The sequence below is a fragment of the Catenibacterium mitsuokai genome, assembly GCF_025148785.1.
Classification (GTDB): Bacteria; Bacillota_I; Bacilli_A; order Erysipelotrichales; family Coprobacillaceae; genus Catenibacterium; species Catenibacterium mitsuoka.
In genome coordinates this window covers 305,952-322,834 of record NZ_CP102271.1, presented here as the reverse complement: position 1 = coordinate 322,834, position 16,883 = coordinate 305,952, and the positions used below count along the sequence as shown (strand labels likewise).

Genomic DNA, 16,883 nt, shown 5'->3' with positions numbered 1-16,883 from the left:
TCATTATTGTTTATTCACTTCCTGCATATACATTTCAGCGATGTATGAAGGTCCACTCCACCAGAGTTTTGTAGTTTCATCGTAGAGGAATTTACCCGTTTTAGAGGACAAGAAATCGATTAATATATCTTTTCTATCTTTACCTGTTTCTTCTGCAATTTCTTCTACCACCATCGCAATAAGAAGATCTATGGTATAATCCATTCTTTCCTTTGAAAGTTTCACCATATCTTCTCACCCTTTCTTTTCAAGAAATCAGTGATATCATCTAAAACAGCTTCATCACCTTCACAACTAAATATTCCATAACCTATCTCAATATATCCAAGAACATCATATTCTTTAAATAAGTGAATAACCTGTTCAACAGGTAAATGCCACTCTTCTGAAGCGAGTCGAATTAATCTCGTCTGCATGAAAGTTATTTCTGTTTCCTTACGCATTATGAATTCACCTTAATCAAACGTTACAAGTTTCACAATATTCTTATGACTCTTATTAAAGAGTGTAGAAGCACCCACACATACACGTTCACCACATGATGAGAAGATAATAGATGTATCAGAGGCTGTTTCTTCATAACCAGTAATACACATCCAATGCCATGTTTCTTCTTCTAAAATTTGTGCTTCATGAGTTAAGATCAACATACCAATAGGATGACCCTGATCAATAGCTGTTTTCACAAAATGTACACCCTGTTCAGGAGATTCAGTAATCTTTTGATAAATAGGTTCTACATCTAAACCAATATGTTTCATATACTTCTTAAAGTTCTTCGCAAACTTATAGAAATAAGGGAAACCCATAATACCTGGAGTATTGAGTTTAAACATCTTTGTCATCAGTTCTAGAAAATCCGGATAAGAGATATCTAGCTTATGTTCATAGAAGCAGGCCATATCTGCAGCACAGACACTTGCACATCCTGCACGTCTTGCCCATTCATCTGAAAACCAATCCTGGTCTCCACCGTAGTAGTCTTGATTGTCTTTATGAAAAATCATGATAGGAAGTTCTTTTTTCATTTTATATACTCCTTCATATGGATTTTCAAAATAAAGCAGTTTTCTCCTTCTACATCTCCTTCAATGATATAAGTATCAACACTATGAGTGAGATAGAGTTCAATTGTCTGATGAGCGAGTATTTCTTTTTTATAGTTAATAGAAATAGAATCCATGAAATGATTTTCATAGGCTTCTACTGGAATCAAGTTAGAAGCGATACGTAAATAATGGGTATTGTTTAAATGTCTATTTGTATCTATATCACTATAAGGTACAGTATAAGTACTTACTAATTGTCTATCATCTTGCGTAAAGAGTGTTTCTGGGTCTTCTTTGACCAAGTCTGGATTATCAGGAAGAGTGAGTCCTGCACGCTTAGGAGATGTAATACGACGTCTCTTTAGGTCAATAAGAGTCCAGATAGAACGACATTCCCCAATACGTCTACCTTCTTTTTCTATATAGTAGAATCGAGGAAAAATCACATTGGAATAATGTCCAATATCTGTAGTAAGAGTAATTTCATCATCTTCATAAATAGGTTCAGTTAATATAAGTGATTGTTTAGAAACAACATATCCATACTTCCCTTTCATGGATTCTTTATAGAACCCTGATAGAGAACCATCTGCAGTTGCTAGACGTGAGAAATAGACAAAAATATTTTCATCTCTTAAACGACCTGTATAGTCGCATTGATCGTTCTGTATTGTGTAATGAAGTGTATACATTTTCATTTTCCCCCTTTTTTTATGTATTATACTTCTTCTTTTTCATTTGTCCATACAAATAGGGTATAGCCAAATTGAACAGTTCAATGTATAATTATAAGAAGAATAAAGGAGAGAACAGAATGGATCAGGTTTTAATTATACTTGCATTTCTTGTTGGACTCGTTGGTCTCTACTTTACATATATGATTGTAAATGTAGTTGTAACTATTATTAAATCTAAGAAAAGAGATCATTCATTAAAATTCTGTATGAGTCCTGCAGGTAAGGCTTTTTATATTGGTCTTACAGTACTTTATTTTGTAGTATTATTTGGTTGTATCGCTTTTATGATTTCAACATACAATACTCACAAAATGAACTACATTTCAAACGCTTTAAGTGTATGGGCTATTTATTCAATCATCTATTCAATGCAGATTGCGAACCTTGTATTAGTTGGTAGAAAAAATATGCTTGTAGGTCGTCTTCTTATCGATTATCGTAAGATGAAGAAAATCAACTTCAATACAAATAATGAAATCACATTTGTATTCGCACAAAAGAACTTTAGATTCTCGACACGTTGGGTTGATAAACAGCTTTTAAGAAAAGCAGTAACAGGAAGAAGCTAATAAAAAAGGATTCCGTGAGGAATCTTTTTTTGTTTACTCTGGTTTTTCAAACTGACTATAGTAAAGGTTATGATAGAAACCATTCTTCTTTAATAGTTCTTCATGTTTACCCTGTTCAATGATATGTCCATCATTCATCACAATAATCTGATCTGCTTTTTGAATAGTAGATAGACGATGGGCTACAATAAAGGTTGTTCTACCAATCATCATTGTATCAAAAGCATCCTGAATTTGTCTTTCTGTACGTGTATCAATAGATGAAGTGGCTTCATCAAGAATCAACATAGGTGGATTTGCGAGCATGATTCTTGCGATAGATAAAAGCTGTCTTTGTCCTTGTGATAAGTTACTGCCTTCTTCTGCAAGCATCGCATCATAACCACCTTTTAACTGAATAATGAATTTATGAGCATGAGCTTTTTTCGCAGCTTCGATGATTTCTTCATCTGTCGCATTATTTGAGCCATACGCAATATTATCTCTAATAGTACCTTTAAATAACCATGTATCCTGTAATACCATACCATAGAGACTTCTTAAGTAAGAACGATCCATCGTTTGTGTATTGATACCATCAATAGAGATAGAACCACTTTGAGGATCATAGAAACGCATTAATAAGTTAATCAATGTTGTTTTACCACATCCTGTAGGTCCTACAATCGCAATTGTTTCACCTGCATTGACATGAAGATTAAAATCAGTGATCAATGGTCTTTCAGGTGTATAACTGAAATTCACATTGTTTAAGTCAATAACACCTTGTGGATTATCAATAGTCTCGGGATGTTCTGGGTTTTTAATAGCTGGTTCATCAATAATCTTAAAGACACGCTCAGCACAGGCTAAAGCTGTTTCTAATTCAGTAAATACGTTAGAAATATCATTAAATGGCTTTGTGTACTGATTGGCATAAGTCAAGAATGAAGATAAACCACCTACTGTAAGACCACCACCAATGACACTAAAGGCACCATAGATACATACTGTATCATAAACAATCGCATTCACAAAACGTGTAGAAGGATTCGCAAGTGCACCTAGGAACTGTGATTTAACACCGCTTTTAAATAAACGATCATTGATTTCATCAAACTTCTCTTCATTGATTGATTCATGTTGGAATGCTTTGACGACTTTCTGGTTTCCTACCATTTCTTCTACAAAACCACTCATTTCTCCACGAATAGATAATTGTTCCTGGAAGAACTTGAATGTATATTTCGCAATAAGTGTTGCGACAATGAGAGAAAGTGGTGTTAATACAATAACAATCAAAGCCAGCTTAACATTCACATATAACATAAAACCAATTGTACCTAAGATTGTCGCAATACCACCAAAGAGGTTCGTAAAGCCCTGCAATAAACCATCTGAAATCTGATCAATATCGGCAATCATACGGCTCATCATATCACCATGTGTATGAGAATCGATATAAGAAAGAGGTAAGATCTGGTATTGTTTAAAGAGTTCTGTTCTTAAGTCTCTTGTGATTTCATAAGTCATCTTATTAGATGCTCTAACTAAGAAATAGTTGAATAATGCAGTCATCAATACAGAGAATGCAATAGAAAAGATCTTTTGACTGAGTCCCTGGAAGAAAACCTGATGATAACAAATCATCTGGTCAATGGCCTTCCCAATAAGGATTGGTGTCAAAAGAGTGAATATAATATTAATTGTAGAAAATAATAATGCACCTACAAGATAGATACGATAAGGACGACAGAATGCCATAAGTCTTTTTAAAGTGCTTTTATTCTTCATTATTCTGTCCTCCTTCCATCTGTGACATAACAATTTCCTGATAGACATCACATGTATTCATAAGCATATCATGAGTACCCTGTCCTACGACTTCACCATGGCTTAATACCACAATAGAATCTGCATGCATTAAAGCACTCACTCTTTGAGAGACAATAATAACTGTCATATTAAGCGTACTTAAGGCTTTTCTTAGTTTTGCATCTGTCGCAAAGTCGAGTGCACTGGCGCTATCATCTAAAATAAGTATTTCTGGTTTTTTGACTAATGCACGGGCAATAGTGAGTCTTTGTCTTTGTCCACCAGATACATTCTTACCACCCTGTTCAATATAGGTGTCTAAGCCTTCTGTCATCTTATCGACGAATTCTTTAGATTGTGAGAGTTCTAATGCTTCATAGATTTCTTCATCTGTAGCATGAGGATGACCCCATTGCATATTTTCTCTGATTGTACCTCCAAAGAGTGTGGCCTGCTGAGGCACAATACCAATCATATTTCTTAAGTCTTCAAACTTGTATGACTTAATAGGAAGATCTTTGATACGGATTTCACCTTCAGTGACATCATAAAAACGAGGGATCAGGTTAATAAGTGTTGTTTTACCTGAACCTGTACCTCCAATGACACCGATTGTCTGACCTGGAAGGATATTGAATGACACATCAGCTAAGGCATTACCTGAATAGTATGAGAACGAAACATGATCATAAGTAATAAGGTTCTGATAGTCACTTGGAGCCTCATTGATTCCTTGGACAATACCTGGTTTCTGACTTAGTACATCTGCACACCTTTTATATGATGCACTGGCTTTATTTAAAATCACAATAACATTCGCAAAGACATACATAGAAAGTAAGATCTGGTTCATATAGTTAATAAGTGAGATGACTTCTCCCTGTGTCATACTACCTGCATTGATTTTAAAGCCTGAGATATAGAGGATTGCGATAATCCCAAAGTTCACAATGATTGTAGTTGCTGGATTTAATACAGCACTGAGGTTACCTGCAATGATCTGTTCTTCTTTTTGTTTTGTGGTTGTTGATTCAAAACGTTTTTGTTCATTATCCTGCTGGTTAAAAGCACGAATGACTCTGACACCGGAAAGATTCTCTCTTGTGATGAGTGATACTTCATCAAGGATATGCTGGATATGCGAATACATAGGCGCTGTATGACTCATCACAAAGTAAATACTAAACGCAATAAGTGGTGCGACAATCACAAAGATAAGTGCTACCTGCCAGTTAATCACAAAACTCATAACCAAAGAACCAATGATTAAAAATGGTGATCTTGAACATAAACGAATAACCATGGCAACAGCTAATTGAATCTGATTAATATCATTAGTGATTCTTGTGATTAAAGAAGGTGTACCAATAATATCAAGATCCTGATAATCATAACGGTTGATTGCACGATACATATCTTTACGCATAAGTGTACCTACACCCTGTGATGTAAGAGATGCAAAGTACTGGCACACCAGTGAACTTGCATATCCTACTGTAGATAAACCAAAGACTACAAAAGCCATCTTTGTAATATAGTTTGTATTATGTACTGCAACACCATTATCAATAATAAGAGCTACAGCCATTGGTATACATAATTCTAGAAATGCTTCTATAAGTTTAAATATGAAGCCTGAAATGGCCTGCCATTTATAAGGCTTTAAATATTTCATTATATACATATTTTTCCTCCCTGTCCTTGCAACATTATAATCCTGTTTTATACTATATGTATAATATATATTTTATATAGAATCTATAGGAGATACATATGGAACTAAAACAGATGAAATACTTTAAGACAATTGTAGAAGAAGGGACGATAACGCAGGCTGCACGTGTATTACATATTTCACAGCCTCCTCTTTCTATGCAGTTAAAAGCGATAGAAGAAGAATTAGATACAATACTGATAGAGAGAGGACATCGTCATATCACATTAACGCCTGCAGGGCACTTATTTTATCGTAGATGTAATCAGATGTTGAATTTATATGAACAGACAAGTAAAGAAGTACAAGGAGCTGCCACACAGATTTTACGTTTTGGGATTACTTCTTCTAATGGTTATTTAATTACACATGAGCATATGGATGTGTTTAGAAAGAAATATCCTAAACTAGATATTCATATGAAAGAAGGAACAACCTATGAGATGATGGATGCCTTGCTCGCTCATGAAATAGATATTGCGTTAGTCAGAACACCATTTGATTCTACGAATGTGAAATCATTTTTATTTAAGCCTGAACCAATGATTGCGGTAGGACCTTCTACTCTTGTGAATGAAAAAAAGAACCATCTCATTGATTATCGAGATGATCCTGTTTTGATTCACAGACGTTATCGTCAGTTTATAGTAGATTATTGTTTAAATGAACTCCAATTCCAGCCACATATCCCTATTATTACAGATGATATACGTACTGCCTTAGTATGGGGTTCTATACTTGATCAGGTGGTTATTATACCTGAAGCGGCTATACCATATATAGACTTAAATTCACAAACCTATACTAAACTTAAAGACAAGGGTCTCTATACATCTGCAGCCTTTATCACAAGAAAAGAAGAACTATCTCCAATCATAGAAACATTTATTTCTTTAATTATCAAAAACTACAAGATTTAAACTGTTCTTCTTTACTTCTAGATGATAAGAAGAAGCCTTTACTTCTTCACCATCTAAGTTACATGGATACTGAGATTCTACATCCACTTCATCTACAGTAAAGACATGAGCATGTTTATCCTGATCAAGTGTTTCACTTACTATCTTCTTAATATATAAAGGAATGAGACCTTTATTAATTTGATCAAGAATCACAATATTCATGAGACCATCTTCTAATGAGGCATGAGGAGCAATCTTATAACCCCCACCATAATATTTCGCATTCGCACAGGCACATAAAGTAACAGGACCTTCATACAATAGTGTTCCATGGCTTGTCATCTTAATAGGATAAAATGGATATTGGACAAAGTTTCTTAGAATAGAATACTCATATTGATGTCCTTTAAACATCTTAGGAATCTTCACATCATCATGAACATGATTTGCAATCACACTATCACAGCCAAAACAGGCATTATTAATAAAATAACGATTATTCATTAACACTGTATCAATAGGAATTGTTTTACCCTTTAAAGATGCTTTAAGTACTTCTTTAGAATCATTATTCTTAGAAATCATCTTAAAGAAGTCATTTCCTGTTCCATAAGGAATAACGACGAGTTCATGAGGTGTACCTACAAGTCCCTGAATCACCTGGTTCAACATACCATCACCACCAACACTATAAAAACGTGTTGGTTCTTTATAATGTTTAATAATCTTCTTGGCGTGATCAGGATAAGTACTCATGAATATATCATAATCATAACCCTGCATCACTTCTCTAATTGTTTCTATAAACGGATGATGATCATAATCATCATCCACTGGTTTAAGTAAAAATATGTGTCTCATTATAGTTCTCCAAAAAAAGACTGGATCAGTATCCAGTCTAGATCATATCAATAGTTTCTAGCCACTCTTTAACGCCTTTGACATCAGAAAATGCCTTTGCGCGCTTAAAGTTCGCATTTGGTATCATCTTATTAAAGTGAGCAACACTCTTCTTGCTGGAATATTTCACATGGCCACGCCAGTTCTTTTCACTTGTACACATAGGTACAATTGTTTTACCTGATAAGTCATAATCCATACAGAATGAATCAATAATTAAAGGTTCATCCTTTTCCCAGCATGGATAAATAAGATACACTGTCTTGTATTGATCAATATCATCAATCTGATTTGTAAGAGCAGGTAGTGTTTTTAATACATGCTTATTCTTATAATCATGTTTATTTTCTTTAAGTGCTTTTGCGTAAGCTTCTCTTTCTTTTCTATGTTCTTTGATTCTCTTCTTATAGTCTGTAGAGTACTTCTTAGAAGTCTGTAAACAAAGCAAGTCCCCTTCAGTATATGACTGTACTTGTTTAGCAAGTTTACGTTCTTCTCCATTGAATGAATAATATACAATCAATGTATCACTGAGACCACCTGTAATAGTTAAGGGGGCATCACTTTCTGAATATTTGGTATTATAAGTACATCCCGATAATGTGATCAACATCAAACATAAGAATGTAATGATTGATTTTTTCATAAAAAATCCTCCTCGGACACCATTATAACATATTTCCTAGAAAAAAAATAATGAGTTCACAATGTGTTCATAGATAAAAAGCATAATAGTACCTGTAAAGAGAAAGCAACTCCCTATAATAATAACAGCTTCCTTTTTACCAAGAGTGATCCCTAAAACAATTTCCAAACTCCCTTCAAAATAACTCTTGAAATAAACAACGATCAGGTATCCCTTCCTGATCGTTTTGTTTTATTTCAATTTTAGATATTCTTCTTCATCCACTGCTTCAAGCCACTCGTTTGAAGCATTTTTATTTGGGACACTTTCTGCAATATGTACAAAATAGCTTTCTGGCGCTGCACCATGCCAATGTTTGATTTCTGGCGCAATATAGACTGTATCACCTACATTGAGTTCCTGAGCAGGTTTTCCCCATTCCTGGTAATGTGATTAACCTCAAACATAAGAATGTAATGATTGATTTTTTCATAAAAAATCCTTATCGTGCCTCATTATTACATATTTCCTAGAAAAAAATAATGAGTTCACAATGTGTTCATAGATAAAAAGCATAATAGTACCTGTAAAGAGAAAGCAACTCCCTATAATAATTAAAGCTTCTTTTTGCCAAGAGTGATCCCTAAAATTTCCTAAACTCCCTTCAAAATAACTCTTGAAATAAACAACGATCAGGCTTCCCTTCCTGATCGTTTTGTTTTATTTCAATTTTAGATATTCTTCTTCATCCACTGCTTCAAGCCACTGGTTTGAAGCATTTTTATTTGGGACACTTTCTGCAATATGTACAAAATAGCTTTCTGGTGCTGCACCATGCCAATGTTTGATTTCTGGCGCAATATAAACTGTATCACCTACATTGAGTTCCTGCGCAGGTTTTCCCCATTCCTGATAATACCCTCTTCCTGCAGTACATAATAAGATCTGTCCTGCACCATGATGGATATGCCAGTTGTTTCTGCATCCTGGTTCAAAAGTAACATTAGAAATAAGCACTTCCTGATCATTAATAGGATAGAGATAACTATTACCTACAAAATACTTAGCATATGCTGTATTCAATTCACCAATAGGATAAGGACTCTGTTTCTGGATATCTTCTAAAGTATAATTCATGATTATTTCTCCATTTCATGTATACATCTGATTGCATTTAAAGTACGTGGATAACCGATATAAGGCATGCAGTTAGAAATCACATTAAGGAGATAATGTGCATCATTACCTACATGGAAGTTTCCACCAATATGAGATTTTAATTGTGGTTCAGTACCGAGTGCTGATAGAAAACAGAATGTAATCATTTCTCTTTGTGCTCCAGTGAGTCCCACTCTTGTATAGTAATCACCAAAGCAGTTACCTGCGAGCCATCTCTTGATATGGCGTTCTTCTTCAGGACCACTTGTTTGGAATCCTCTCATATGTTCACCAAAGAGTTCACATTGTTTTTCATTACCAAGTTCTATACGATTGTCTCTATTTGTGGTAGACGCACTCTTTAATGGTTTATTCACATATTTATTCATAATAGTGAGGAATGGATAAACCATCCCAATACCAAGATAGGCCACGGCTTGATAAAGGACTTCCTGGATTTCATCAGCTGTGAGATATTTCAATAAATCACCTAACATATCCTCAAATAAATCATGAGCTTTTGTGCCTACAAGTACTGCAGTAATAGATAAATATCGACTCTTATCATCCAAAGTAGTATCATTGATTACTTCTTCACCTATAAAATGGGAATAAAAGTCATAGAATTCTGGATCTTTGTCTTTAAAATTTTCCATAAATGTATATTTCATAGTCTTCACCTCTATAAGTATTCTATAAATAATAAGTAGAAAAGTACAATGCCAGTTTTGTATTATGCTATAATGTGGGTGCATAGTGAGGAGGAATATTAAATGATTGAAATTGGACAAGTTGAACAATTATTAGCTGTTTCTAAATATGGAACATTATCTAAAGTGGCTGAAGCATTACATATCTCTCAGCCAGCTCTTTCTCGTGCCATGCAGAAACTTGAAGAAGAACTGCAGGTTCCTATTTTTGACCGTGAAAAGAATCGTATTACTTTAAATGCGACTGGTAAAGTGGCTGTTGATTATGCACAGAAGGTATTATTTTCTGCAAATGATATGATTGCTCGTGTACGTGAATATGATCGTATGACTCATACAATTAGTATTGGATCATGCGCACCTGCACCTTTATGGGACTTAGTACCTTATGCTAGTAAGATATATGAAGATATGGCTATTTCTTCAGAAATAAAAATGCCAGATATCTTATTATCTGGTTTAGAGAATGATTTATATACAGCTGTTGTATTAAATGAGATTCCTGATAGTAAAGAATTATATTATGAGTTATATGATACAGAAACATTGTATTTCTCATTAGCACCTGATCATCCTCTTGCTGATAGTAAAGCATTATTCTTTAAGAATCTAGATGGGCAGACAATGCTGTTGTATTCTAGAATTGGTGTATGGTATCCAATGCATTTAGAAACACAGCCTCATACTCATTTTATTCTTCAGGATAATAGAGAAGTATTTATGGATCTGACTCAGAATTCTACTCTTCCTACATTTATTTCTAATTTATCTATAGAAAGAGATGGCAAGCCAGATAATAGAAAGATTATTCCAATCATAGATAAAGAAGCGACTAATAGTTTCTATCTTGTATGTAAGAAAAAGAATAAGAAACTATTAGAACCACTTTATCGTGCTGTAGAAAAAAGATTAGAAAAGAAAAAGAAGTAGTAATTAAAAACTACTTCTTTTTAGAATCCTAGATAACCTAGAATAGCACTGACATAGAATAAGATACCTGCAACGATTAATAAATAGTTAGACCAAGTGCTTTTCTTCTTTAAATAGAATGTATTCGCCTGTTCCCCTAAATAAATAGGATATTCCTGTCCTTTTACATAATCTTTTTCAATCTTTTCTACTTTAAATTCCTGGATAGATGCCTGGTTATACTTCTTTGTACCATAAGAATACTGGAAGATAGGACGACAATATAAGTTATTGACTTTCTTATAACCATGGTAAATTCCTTTAATTTCTCTTTTATCTTTCTTAAAGAAGATTTCATAGATTCCATAAGCCATGAGTAGTGTTCCTAATATAATAGATAGGATAATCATGAATGGAGATCCTGACTTAAAAGAGAAGAATGAAGTGTTCATATTCATATATTCTACCTCCATAGAGTATTCTACCAATATTTCGTGAGTAAACAATATTTTTTTTGATTTTTCGTGTATAATATAGAATGTAATTAAAGGGGGTTCTCATGGATATTATTAAAAACTTAAAGTCACGTTTTGATTCTGTGCAATGTGATTTTCTTATTGCGATTGCCGCAATATTCCTTCCTTTCTATATTACTGTAGTGATTCATGCAATTATATTCTTTAAATGGATTAAACAGGGTGAAGTAAAGAAAGGTTATGAAGAAACAAAACGAAGCAAATATATTATTTTCTTTTCAGCACTTATTTTCTTAACAAGTGTCTTTTATCAGAACTGGCCAGGAGCTGGTGTATCATTAGGTTATTTGATGTTATATAGTATGACACTTGTATATAGACGTCATGCAAGTGAAGAACTATTTGATACAATGTTGAATATAGTGATTGGTTTAAGTGTATTTGCAAGTGTATGGGCTATTATTGAATATATCTTCATCTTAAGACAGTTTGATCTTGAGGGATGGTATTTGGTTGTGTTTAATGCACCACAGTATCGTACGAATGCGATGTTCTTTAATGCGAACTACTATGCAATGATGATTGAGTTCTTTGTGGCTATTTGCTTCTATAAGTTCTTGAAGTATACTCATAATCATGGATTCATGAATCATATTAAAGAAATAGTGATTATTGGTTTAATTACATTACTTAACTTATTCTGTCTATATTTAACAGGATGTCGTACTGCATGGCCTGCACTTGCTGGTGGCCTTGCGATTATGTTGTTGTTTAATCGTAATTATAAGAGTTTTGGTGGTATTTGTGCTGTAGGTGCAGCTGGTGTTGGTTTCTTTATCGCAAAACCTCAATATATTCCACGTATGAGCAATATTGTGAAATACTTAGGGGTAAGAAAACATATCTGGGAAGTTGCTATTCAAAACATTAAGACACATTTCTTATTTGGTGAAGGACCTATGACATATTGGCATATTTATGCACAATATAATGGGCATCCTACACAGCATTCACATAATATCTTTATTGATCCTGTTTTATGTTTTGGGATTATAGGATTATTAGTGATTGCACCGTTCTTCATTGAAAATATTAAACGTTTATATCGCTTATTAAGAACTAAGTGTAATCCTACTCTTGTTGCTTTAATTGTAGGCTATATTGTGATGATTTATATTCATGGATTACTCGATTATACTATCTTCTTTGTATCAACTGGATTCTTATTTGCGATGATAGTAAGCAGCTTTGACATTTATAGAAAAGAAATTGATCAATAAGGCAATGATTCATTGCCTTTTTAATAAGGAGAAAAAGAATGGATAAAGAACTTTATGAGACTTATGTAAGAATCTTAAATAAGGAACTCGTAACTGCCATGGGATGTACAGAACCTATCGCAATTGCGTATGCAGGAAGTCTCGCAAGAAAGGCATTAGGTGGTATGCCAAATAAGATCTTGATTGAAGTCAGTGGTAATATCATCAAGAATGTTAAGAGTGTTATTGTGCCTCATACTCATGGAAACAAAGGTATTGAAACAGCTGCCTGTATTGGGATTACAGGTGGAGATGCAGAAGCCGAATTAGAGGTTATTAGTCATGTGAAGGAAGAAGATATTATTGCGATGACTGAACTTATGAAGAGTGCCTCTATTAAGGTACAGCCTTTAGAATCCCCTTATTCTTTAGATATTCGTTTAACTGTATCTAATGATGAACATGAAGCAATGGTACATATTGCGGGAACACATACACATATTGTAGAAATGACAAAGGATAATGAAACTATTGTATGTGGAGAAGCATTGAAACAGACTATTGATGAAGATTATCTCACTCTTACTATGCATGATATTTATACTTTTGCGAAAGAAGTAGAGATTGATGATGTAAAAGAGTTATTAGATCAGATGATTGCATGTAATACTGCCATTGCGCAAGAAGGAATGCACGGTGATTATGGGGCTAATATTGGTAAGGTGATTGCGATTCGAAAAGATTTACCAAGTCTATTAAAGGCCTATGCAGCAGCTGGTAGTGATGCAAGAATGAATGGTTGTGAACTACCTGTAGTGATTAATTCTGGTAGTGGTAACCAGGGATTAACTGTCTCTGTACCTCTTATTATTTATGCTGAAAGAGAACATTTAGATAAAGAGAAGTTATATCGTGCTCTTGTGATTTCTAACTTAACAGCCATTCATTTAAAGACTGAGATTGGTCGTTTATCTGCTTTCTGTGGTGCAGTGAGTGCAGGTGCTGCATGTGGTGCAGGACTTGCTTATTTAAAGGATGCAAGTGAAGAAGTGATGAATCATACAATCGTGAATGCCTTGGCTATTACTTCTGGTATTATCTGCGATGGTGCTAAAGCAAGCTGTGCTGCAAAGATTGCGGTCAGTGTAGAAGCTGGTATTCTTGGTTATGATATGTATATGAATGGTCAGCAGTTCTATGGTGGAGATGGTATTATTTCTAAGGGTATAGAAAATACAATCCATAACATCGGTGTATTAGGAAGTCAAGGTATGGCTTCTACTGACCTGGAAATTATTAAAATTATGTGTGAATAGTAAAAGCTGCCAATTGGCAGCTTTTAGTGTCCTATTTCATCATATGTATATAAGTGTATATCATGTTCTTTAAGATAGTCTTTGAGTTCTTCTGAACATAACATCTCTGCTTCTTTTGTACGATCAAGAGTGAGAGAAGAAGTACGTAGTATTTGTGCATCTAGGTATCCTGGATGACAAACTAATAAATCACAACCATCATCATGTGCATTCTCTACCATTTCTTTAAAAGATTTAAAAGGATCATAGCCTTCCTTCATACTCTCCATATGCATATAGAGTTTTTCTCCTGCCAGATCAACAGGTGTCCCATCAAAAGAAATATCGTTGAACTTTAAATTGTGTCTTTTCGCAACAATTTCAATACCTTTTAATAGATTATCACTGGCTACTGCATGGGCTTCAAAATAAGAAGGTTCTTGATGTGTAATTTCTTTAAATCTTTCATATTGTGCTTCTATTTCTATAATGGCTTCTTCTAGTACTACAAAGTCTTCTTTACTTTGTCTATATGTTCTACTTGATTTGAATTGTCCATTCTCATCTACAAGACTAGGAATTAGTTTTGGATCACTAATAGGAGTACCAATACATACATTGGTATGCTGCCCTAAACAGACATCTAAATCCTTTACAAGTTCATAGCCTTCTACTGAATCAGGCATATTCACCATGAAACCAATATTCTTAATCACACCTTTCTTTACTGTATCATAGATACCATAATTCACACCTCGGATGTAACCTAAATCATCAGCACGTACCATAATCTTCATAAAAAATCCTCCTAAATAAAAATGATCCTGGTTATCATACTTATTATATATATACAATACATAATAAGATCATACCGCCAGGATCACTTCTTTCTATATATAGTTTACCCTATAGTGTAAACGTTGTCAATCGAGACAAATAAAAAACCAAGTGCACTGCCACCTGGTCTAAACGCAATATATTTCCGCGACTAGACGAATATTATTGCGTGTTAATTATACGTGAACATATTGTTTAATGCAAGGGCTAAAGTGAAATAAAATAATGGTGCCGACTGCAGGAATCGAACCTGTGACCTACGCGTTACGAGTGCGTTGCTCTACCTACTGAGCTAAGTCGGCATCTAAGTATAGTATAGTCTTCTTCTATTTAAAAACAAGTAAAAACCACTGGAGGAGAGCCAGTGGTTCTAAAAAAAACAATTTAATACAATTAGAAGGGAGTTTTATTTATGAATCGTAAACAGGACGCTTTTATTATTAGGGAGTGACCCTCTTTACAGTTATTACTATAATCTTAGTATATGAACTAATTATGAACATAAATAAAAAAAGATCTGACTCCCTATTTCAGACCTTTCCAAGAGCTATTCTAATCGTAATACGACTCCCACAGTCATATTAGCATACTTTTTCTAGAACAACAATATTTTTGTTACGCTTTGTTTTCCATATCCTTTATTTTTTCAATAAAAGCAGGATCATATTTCTTTCTTAGGCTCTTTCCAGCAATAAAGCTTGGTGAAGTAATAAGAGGACCATACTTCAACTGGATGCAGGCATCTAGATATAAGCCAAATACAGATGAAATATAACTATATGACTTGTTTAATGCATAAATATGATAGAGGTTTAATTCATTAAAAATAGATTTATCTGCCATAATGCAGGCTACTAGTTTAGAACCTTCATAGATAGGATATGCGTAACCTGTTTCTAATCCAACTCTATACATCTTATATTTAACACCATCATACTTTAATACAAAGTAACCTGATTGTGATGTCAATCCTGTTTTCTGATAAAGAATACCTGGTTTTTCTTCTTTAAACAACATTTCATATTTCTTATGTCCAACATTTTTCCATTCAGGATCTTTTCTTTCTGGATCATAGATTAAAGAGAATTCACGTGAGAGGAATTTGGCTTTTATTTCTCCTCCCTGGTTGAATTGTTTAGGTAAAGAGGCTCCACCAAGTTTATTATTTCCTTTTACAATTTCATAATCTATATTAAAAATAGATAAAATCTGGTTTAAGTCTATTATCATAACAAACACGCTCCTTTCCCATATTTTAACATTATTATTCGCTTTTAAAAAGAGTTCATTATGTATATAATTAATTCGAAAGAGGTGAAGTGTATGGCTATTAAAGTAAAAGCAAAGGATGCAGATACTCTAGAGGAAGAACTAGAAGAATGGTCATTAGGTGTCAATCTTGTAAATACAGCACCTACTCAAACAAAAGAAACCGTCACTTTTAGTACAGACCAAATAAAAAAAGATAAGTCTAAGAGAACGACTTATCTTAATGATGATCTAGAAGATCCTACATTATAAGCACTTAGGTGCTTATTTTTTTTCTTTTAAAAGATCTCTGATTTCTTCTAGTAATGCAATATCTTCTGGTTTTGGTGCAGGGACTGCTTCTTCTTCCTTCTTACGGAAGCTCATTACCTTATTAATCGCTTTAATGCAGATAAAGATACAGAAAGCCATTAATAAGAAGTTAATAAGGTTAGAAAGGAATGATCCATACTTGATATTAATATTATTTACTTTAAGTGTAAGTTCTGTAATATCAGATGGAATCTTAATGATTGCAGATAATACAGGCATGATAATATCCTGTACAAGAGATGTAACAACAGCAGTGATGGCAGTCCCCAAAATAACACCGACAGCCATATCAATGACATTGCCTTTAAATGCGAATTCTTTGAATTCATTCCATAGTTTTTTCATCTTGTTTTCTCCCCTTATGCTAA

Annotated in this window: 20 protein-coding genes and 1 tRNA gene; 6 read left to right on the top strand and 15 right to left on the bottom strand. The window is 33.9% G+C overall.

Going from position 1 to position 16,883, the window contains the following annotated elements; genetic code table 11:
* Window positions 1–3: 3 nt before the first annotated feature.
* From NQ499_RS01545 to NQ499_RS01530, 4 genes are read right to left on the bottom strand one after another with little or no spacing between them, the layout of a single operon-like run.
* Window positions 4–228 (bottom strand): hypothetical protein, encoded by a 225-nt coding sequence (locus NQ499_RS01545; protein ID WP_006507108.1) that lies wholly within the window; start codon window positions 226–228, stop codon window positions 4–6.
* Window positions 222–443 (bottom strand): DUF3791 domain-containing protein, encoded by a 222-nt coding sequence (locus NQ499_RS01540; protein WP_006507109.1) that lies wholly within the window; start codon window positions 441–443, stop codon window positions 222–224. Before NQ499_RS01540 ends, NQ499_RS01545 begins: the two co-directional genes overlap by 7 nt.
* 12 nt (window positions 444–455) lie before the next feature.
* A complete protein-coding gene (locus NQ499_RS01535) occupies window positions 456–1,028 on the bottom strand; it encodes a hypothetical protein (RefSeq protein WP_006507110.1) in 573 nt (190 codons plus the stop codon).
* Window positions 1,025–1,741, bottom strand: a complete 717-nt coding sequence (locus NQ499_RS01530; RefSeq protein WP_040390258.1) for an acyl-ACP thioesterase domain-containing protein — start codon at window positions 1,739–1,741, stop codon at window positions 1,025–1,027. The genes NQ499_RS01535 and NQ499_RS01530 overlap by 4 nt, the downstream gene beginning before the upstream one ends.
* Before the next feature lie 122 nt (window positions 1,742–1,863).
* Here NQ499_RS01530 and NQ499_RS01525 point away from each other — a divergent pair, with 122 nt between their 5' ends.
* Entirely contained in the window at window positions 1,864–2,355 is a 492-nt protein-coding gene (locus tag NQ499_RS01525; protein ID WP_040390259.1) for a hypothetical protein, read from the top strand.
* Between the two features lie 33 nt (window positions 2,356–2,388).
* On the opposite strand, the gene NQ499_RS01520 is transcribed toward NQ499_RS01525, so the two are convergent.
* Window positions 2,389–4,128: an ABC transporter ATP-binding protein gene (locus NQ499_RS01520; protein WP_006507113.1), complete on the bottom strand. Its 1,740-nt coding sequence runs from the start codon at window positions 4,126–4,128 to the stop codon at window positions 2,389–2,391.
* Window positions 4,118–5,833 (bottom strand): ABC transporter ATP-binding protein, encoded by a 1,716-nt coding sequence (locus tag NQ499_RS01515; protein WP_006507114.1) that lies wholly within the window; start codon window positions 5,831–5,833, stop codon window positions 4,118–4,120. Before NQ499_RS01515 ends, NQ499_RS01520 begins: the two co-directional genes overlap by 11 nt.
* Window positions 5,834–5,922: 89 nt before the next feature.
* On the opposite strand from NQ499_RS01515, the gene NQ499_RS01510 reads away from it, so the two are divergent.
* On the top strand, window positions 5,923–6,783 hold the full coding sequence (locus NQ499_RS01510) for a LysR family transcriptional regulator (protein ID WP_006507115.1): 861 nt from the start codon (window positions 5,923–5,925) through the stop codon (window positions 6,781–6,783).
* Here the strand turns inward: NQ499_RS01510 and NQ499_RS01505 are convergent.
* The 4 genes from NQ499_RS01505 to NQ499_RS01485 form a co-directional block, all read right to left on the bottom strand.
* Window positions 6,757–7,626 carry a diacylglycerol/lipid kinase family protein gene (locus tag NQ499_RS01505; RefSeq protein ID WP_006507116.1) on the bottom strand — a complete coding sequence of 290 codons (870 nt, stop codon included), beginning with the start codon at window positions 7,624–7,626 and terminating at the stop codon, window positions 6,757–6,759. The genes NQ499_RS01510 and NQ499_RS01505 overlap by 27 nt on opposite strands.
* Window positions 7,627–7,663: 37 nt before the next feature.
* Entirely contained in the window at window positions 7,664–8,311 is a 648-nt protein-coding gene (locus NQ499_RS01500) for a flavodoxin (protein ID WP_040390260.1), read from the bottom strand.
* Between the two features lie 699 nt (window positions 8,312–9,010).
* Window positions 9,011–9,427, bottom strand: a complete 417-nt coding sequence (locus NQ499_RS01490) for a cupin domain-containing protein (RefSeq protein ID WP_006507119.1) — start codon at window positions 9,425–9,427, stop codon at window positions 9,011–9,013.
* Window positions 9,428–9,429: 2 nt separating this feature from the next.
* Window positions 9,430–10,119, bottom strand: a complete 690-nt coding sequence (locus tag NQ499_RS01485; RefSeq protein WP_155812888.1) for a carboxymuconolactone decarboxylase family protein — start codon at window positions 10,117–10,119, stop codon at window positions 9,430–9,432.
* Between the two features lie 102 nt (window positions 10,120–10,221).
* Here NQ499_RS01485 and NQ499_RS01480 point away from each other — a divergent pair, with 102 nt between their 5' ends.
* Window positions 10,222–11,088 (top strand): LysR family transcriptional regulator, encoded by an 867-nt coding sequence (locus NQ499_RS01480; protein WP_006507121.1) that lies wholly within the window; start codon window positions 10,222–10,224, stop codon window positions 11,086–11,088.
* 20 nt (window positions 11,089–11,108) lie between these two features.
* On the opposite strand, the gene NQ499_RS01475 is transcribed toward NQ499_RS01480, so the two are convergent.
* Window positions 11,109–11,525: a hypothetical protein gene (locus NQ499_RS01475; protein WP_040390262.1), complete on the bottom strand. Its 417-nt coding sequence runs from the start codon at window positions 11,523–11,525 to the stop codon at window positions 11,109–11,111.
* 101 nt (window positions 11,526–11,626) lie between these two features.
* Between NQ499_RS01475 and NQ499_RS01470 the strand changes: the two genes are divergently transcribed.
* Window positions 11,627–12,823 carry an O-antigen ligase family protein gene (locus NQ499_RS01470; RefSeq protein WP_006507123.1) on the top strand — a complete coding sequence of 399 codons (1,197 nt, stop codon included), beginning with the start codon at window positions 11,627–11,629 and terminating at the stop codon, window positions 12,821–12,823.
* 38 nt (window positions 12,824–12,861) lie between these two features.
* A complete protein-coding gene (locus tag NQ499_RS01465) occupies window positions 12,862–14,118 on the top strand; it encodes an L-cysteine desulfidase family protein (RefSeq protein WP_006507124.1) in 1,257 nt (418 codons plus the stop codon).
* 23 nt (window positions 14,119–14,141) lie between these two features.
* Here NQ499_RS01465 and NQ499_RS01460 read toward each other — a convergent pair whose 3' ends face one another.
* From NQ499_RS01460 to NQ499_RS01450, 3 genes are all read right to left on the bottom strand, one after another.
* The gene (locus NQ499_RS01460; protein ID WP_006507125.1) at window positions 14,142–14,894 is read right to left on the bottom strand and encodes a ChbG/HpnK family deacetylase; all 753 of its coding nucleotides are present in this window, start codon (window positions 14,892–14,894) and stop codon (window positions 14,142–14,144) included.
* Window positions 14,895–15,160: 266 nt separating this feature from the next.
* Window positions 15,161–15,236, bottom strand: a tRNA-Thr gene (locus tag NQ499_RS01455).
* Window positions 15,237–15,549: 313 nt separating this feature from the next.
* Window positions 15,550–16,164: a hypothetical protein gene (locus NQ499_RS01450; protein WP_006507126.1), complete on the bottom strand. Its 615-nt coding sequence runs from the start codon at window positions 16,162–16,164 to the stop codon at window positions 15,550–15,552.
* A gap of 93 nt (window positions 16,165–16,257) precedes the next feature.
* Here NQ499_RS01450 and NQ499_RS01445 point away from each other — a divergent pair, with 93 nt between their 5' ends.
* Complete coding sequence (locus tag NQ499_RS01445; RefSeq protein ID WP_129980677.1) at window positions 16,258–16,455, top strand: hypothetical protein; 198 nt, start codon at window positions 16,258–16,260, stop codon at window positions 16,453–16,455.
* A 12-nt stretch (window positions 16,456–16,467) separates the two neighbouring features.
* On the opposite strand, the gene mscL is transcribed toward NQ499_RS01445, so the two are convergent.
* Window positions 16,468–16,860: a large conductance mechanosensitive channel protein MscL gene (gene mscL / locus NQ499_RS01440; RefSeq protein ID WP_006507128.1), complete on the bottom strand. Its 393-nt coding sequence runs from the start codon at window positions 16,858–16,860 to the stop codon at window positions 16,468–16,470.
* Between the last annotated feature and the right edge of the window lie 23 nt (window positions 16,861–16,883).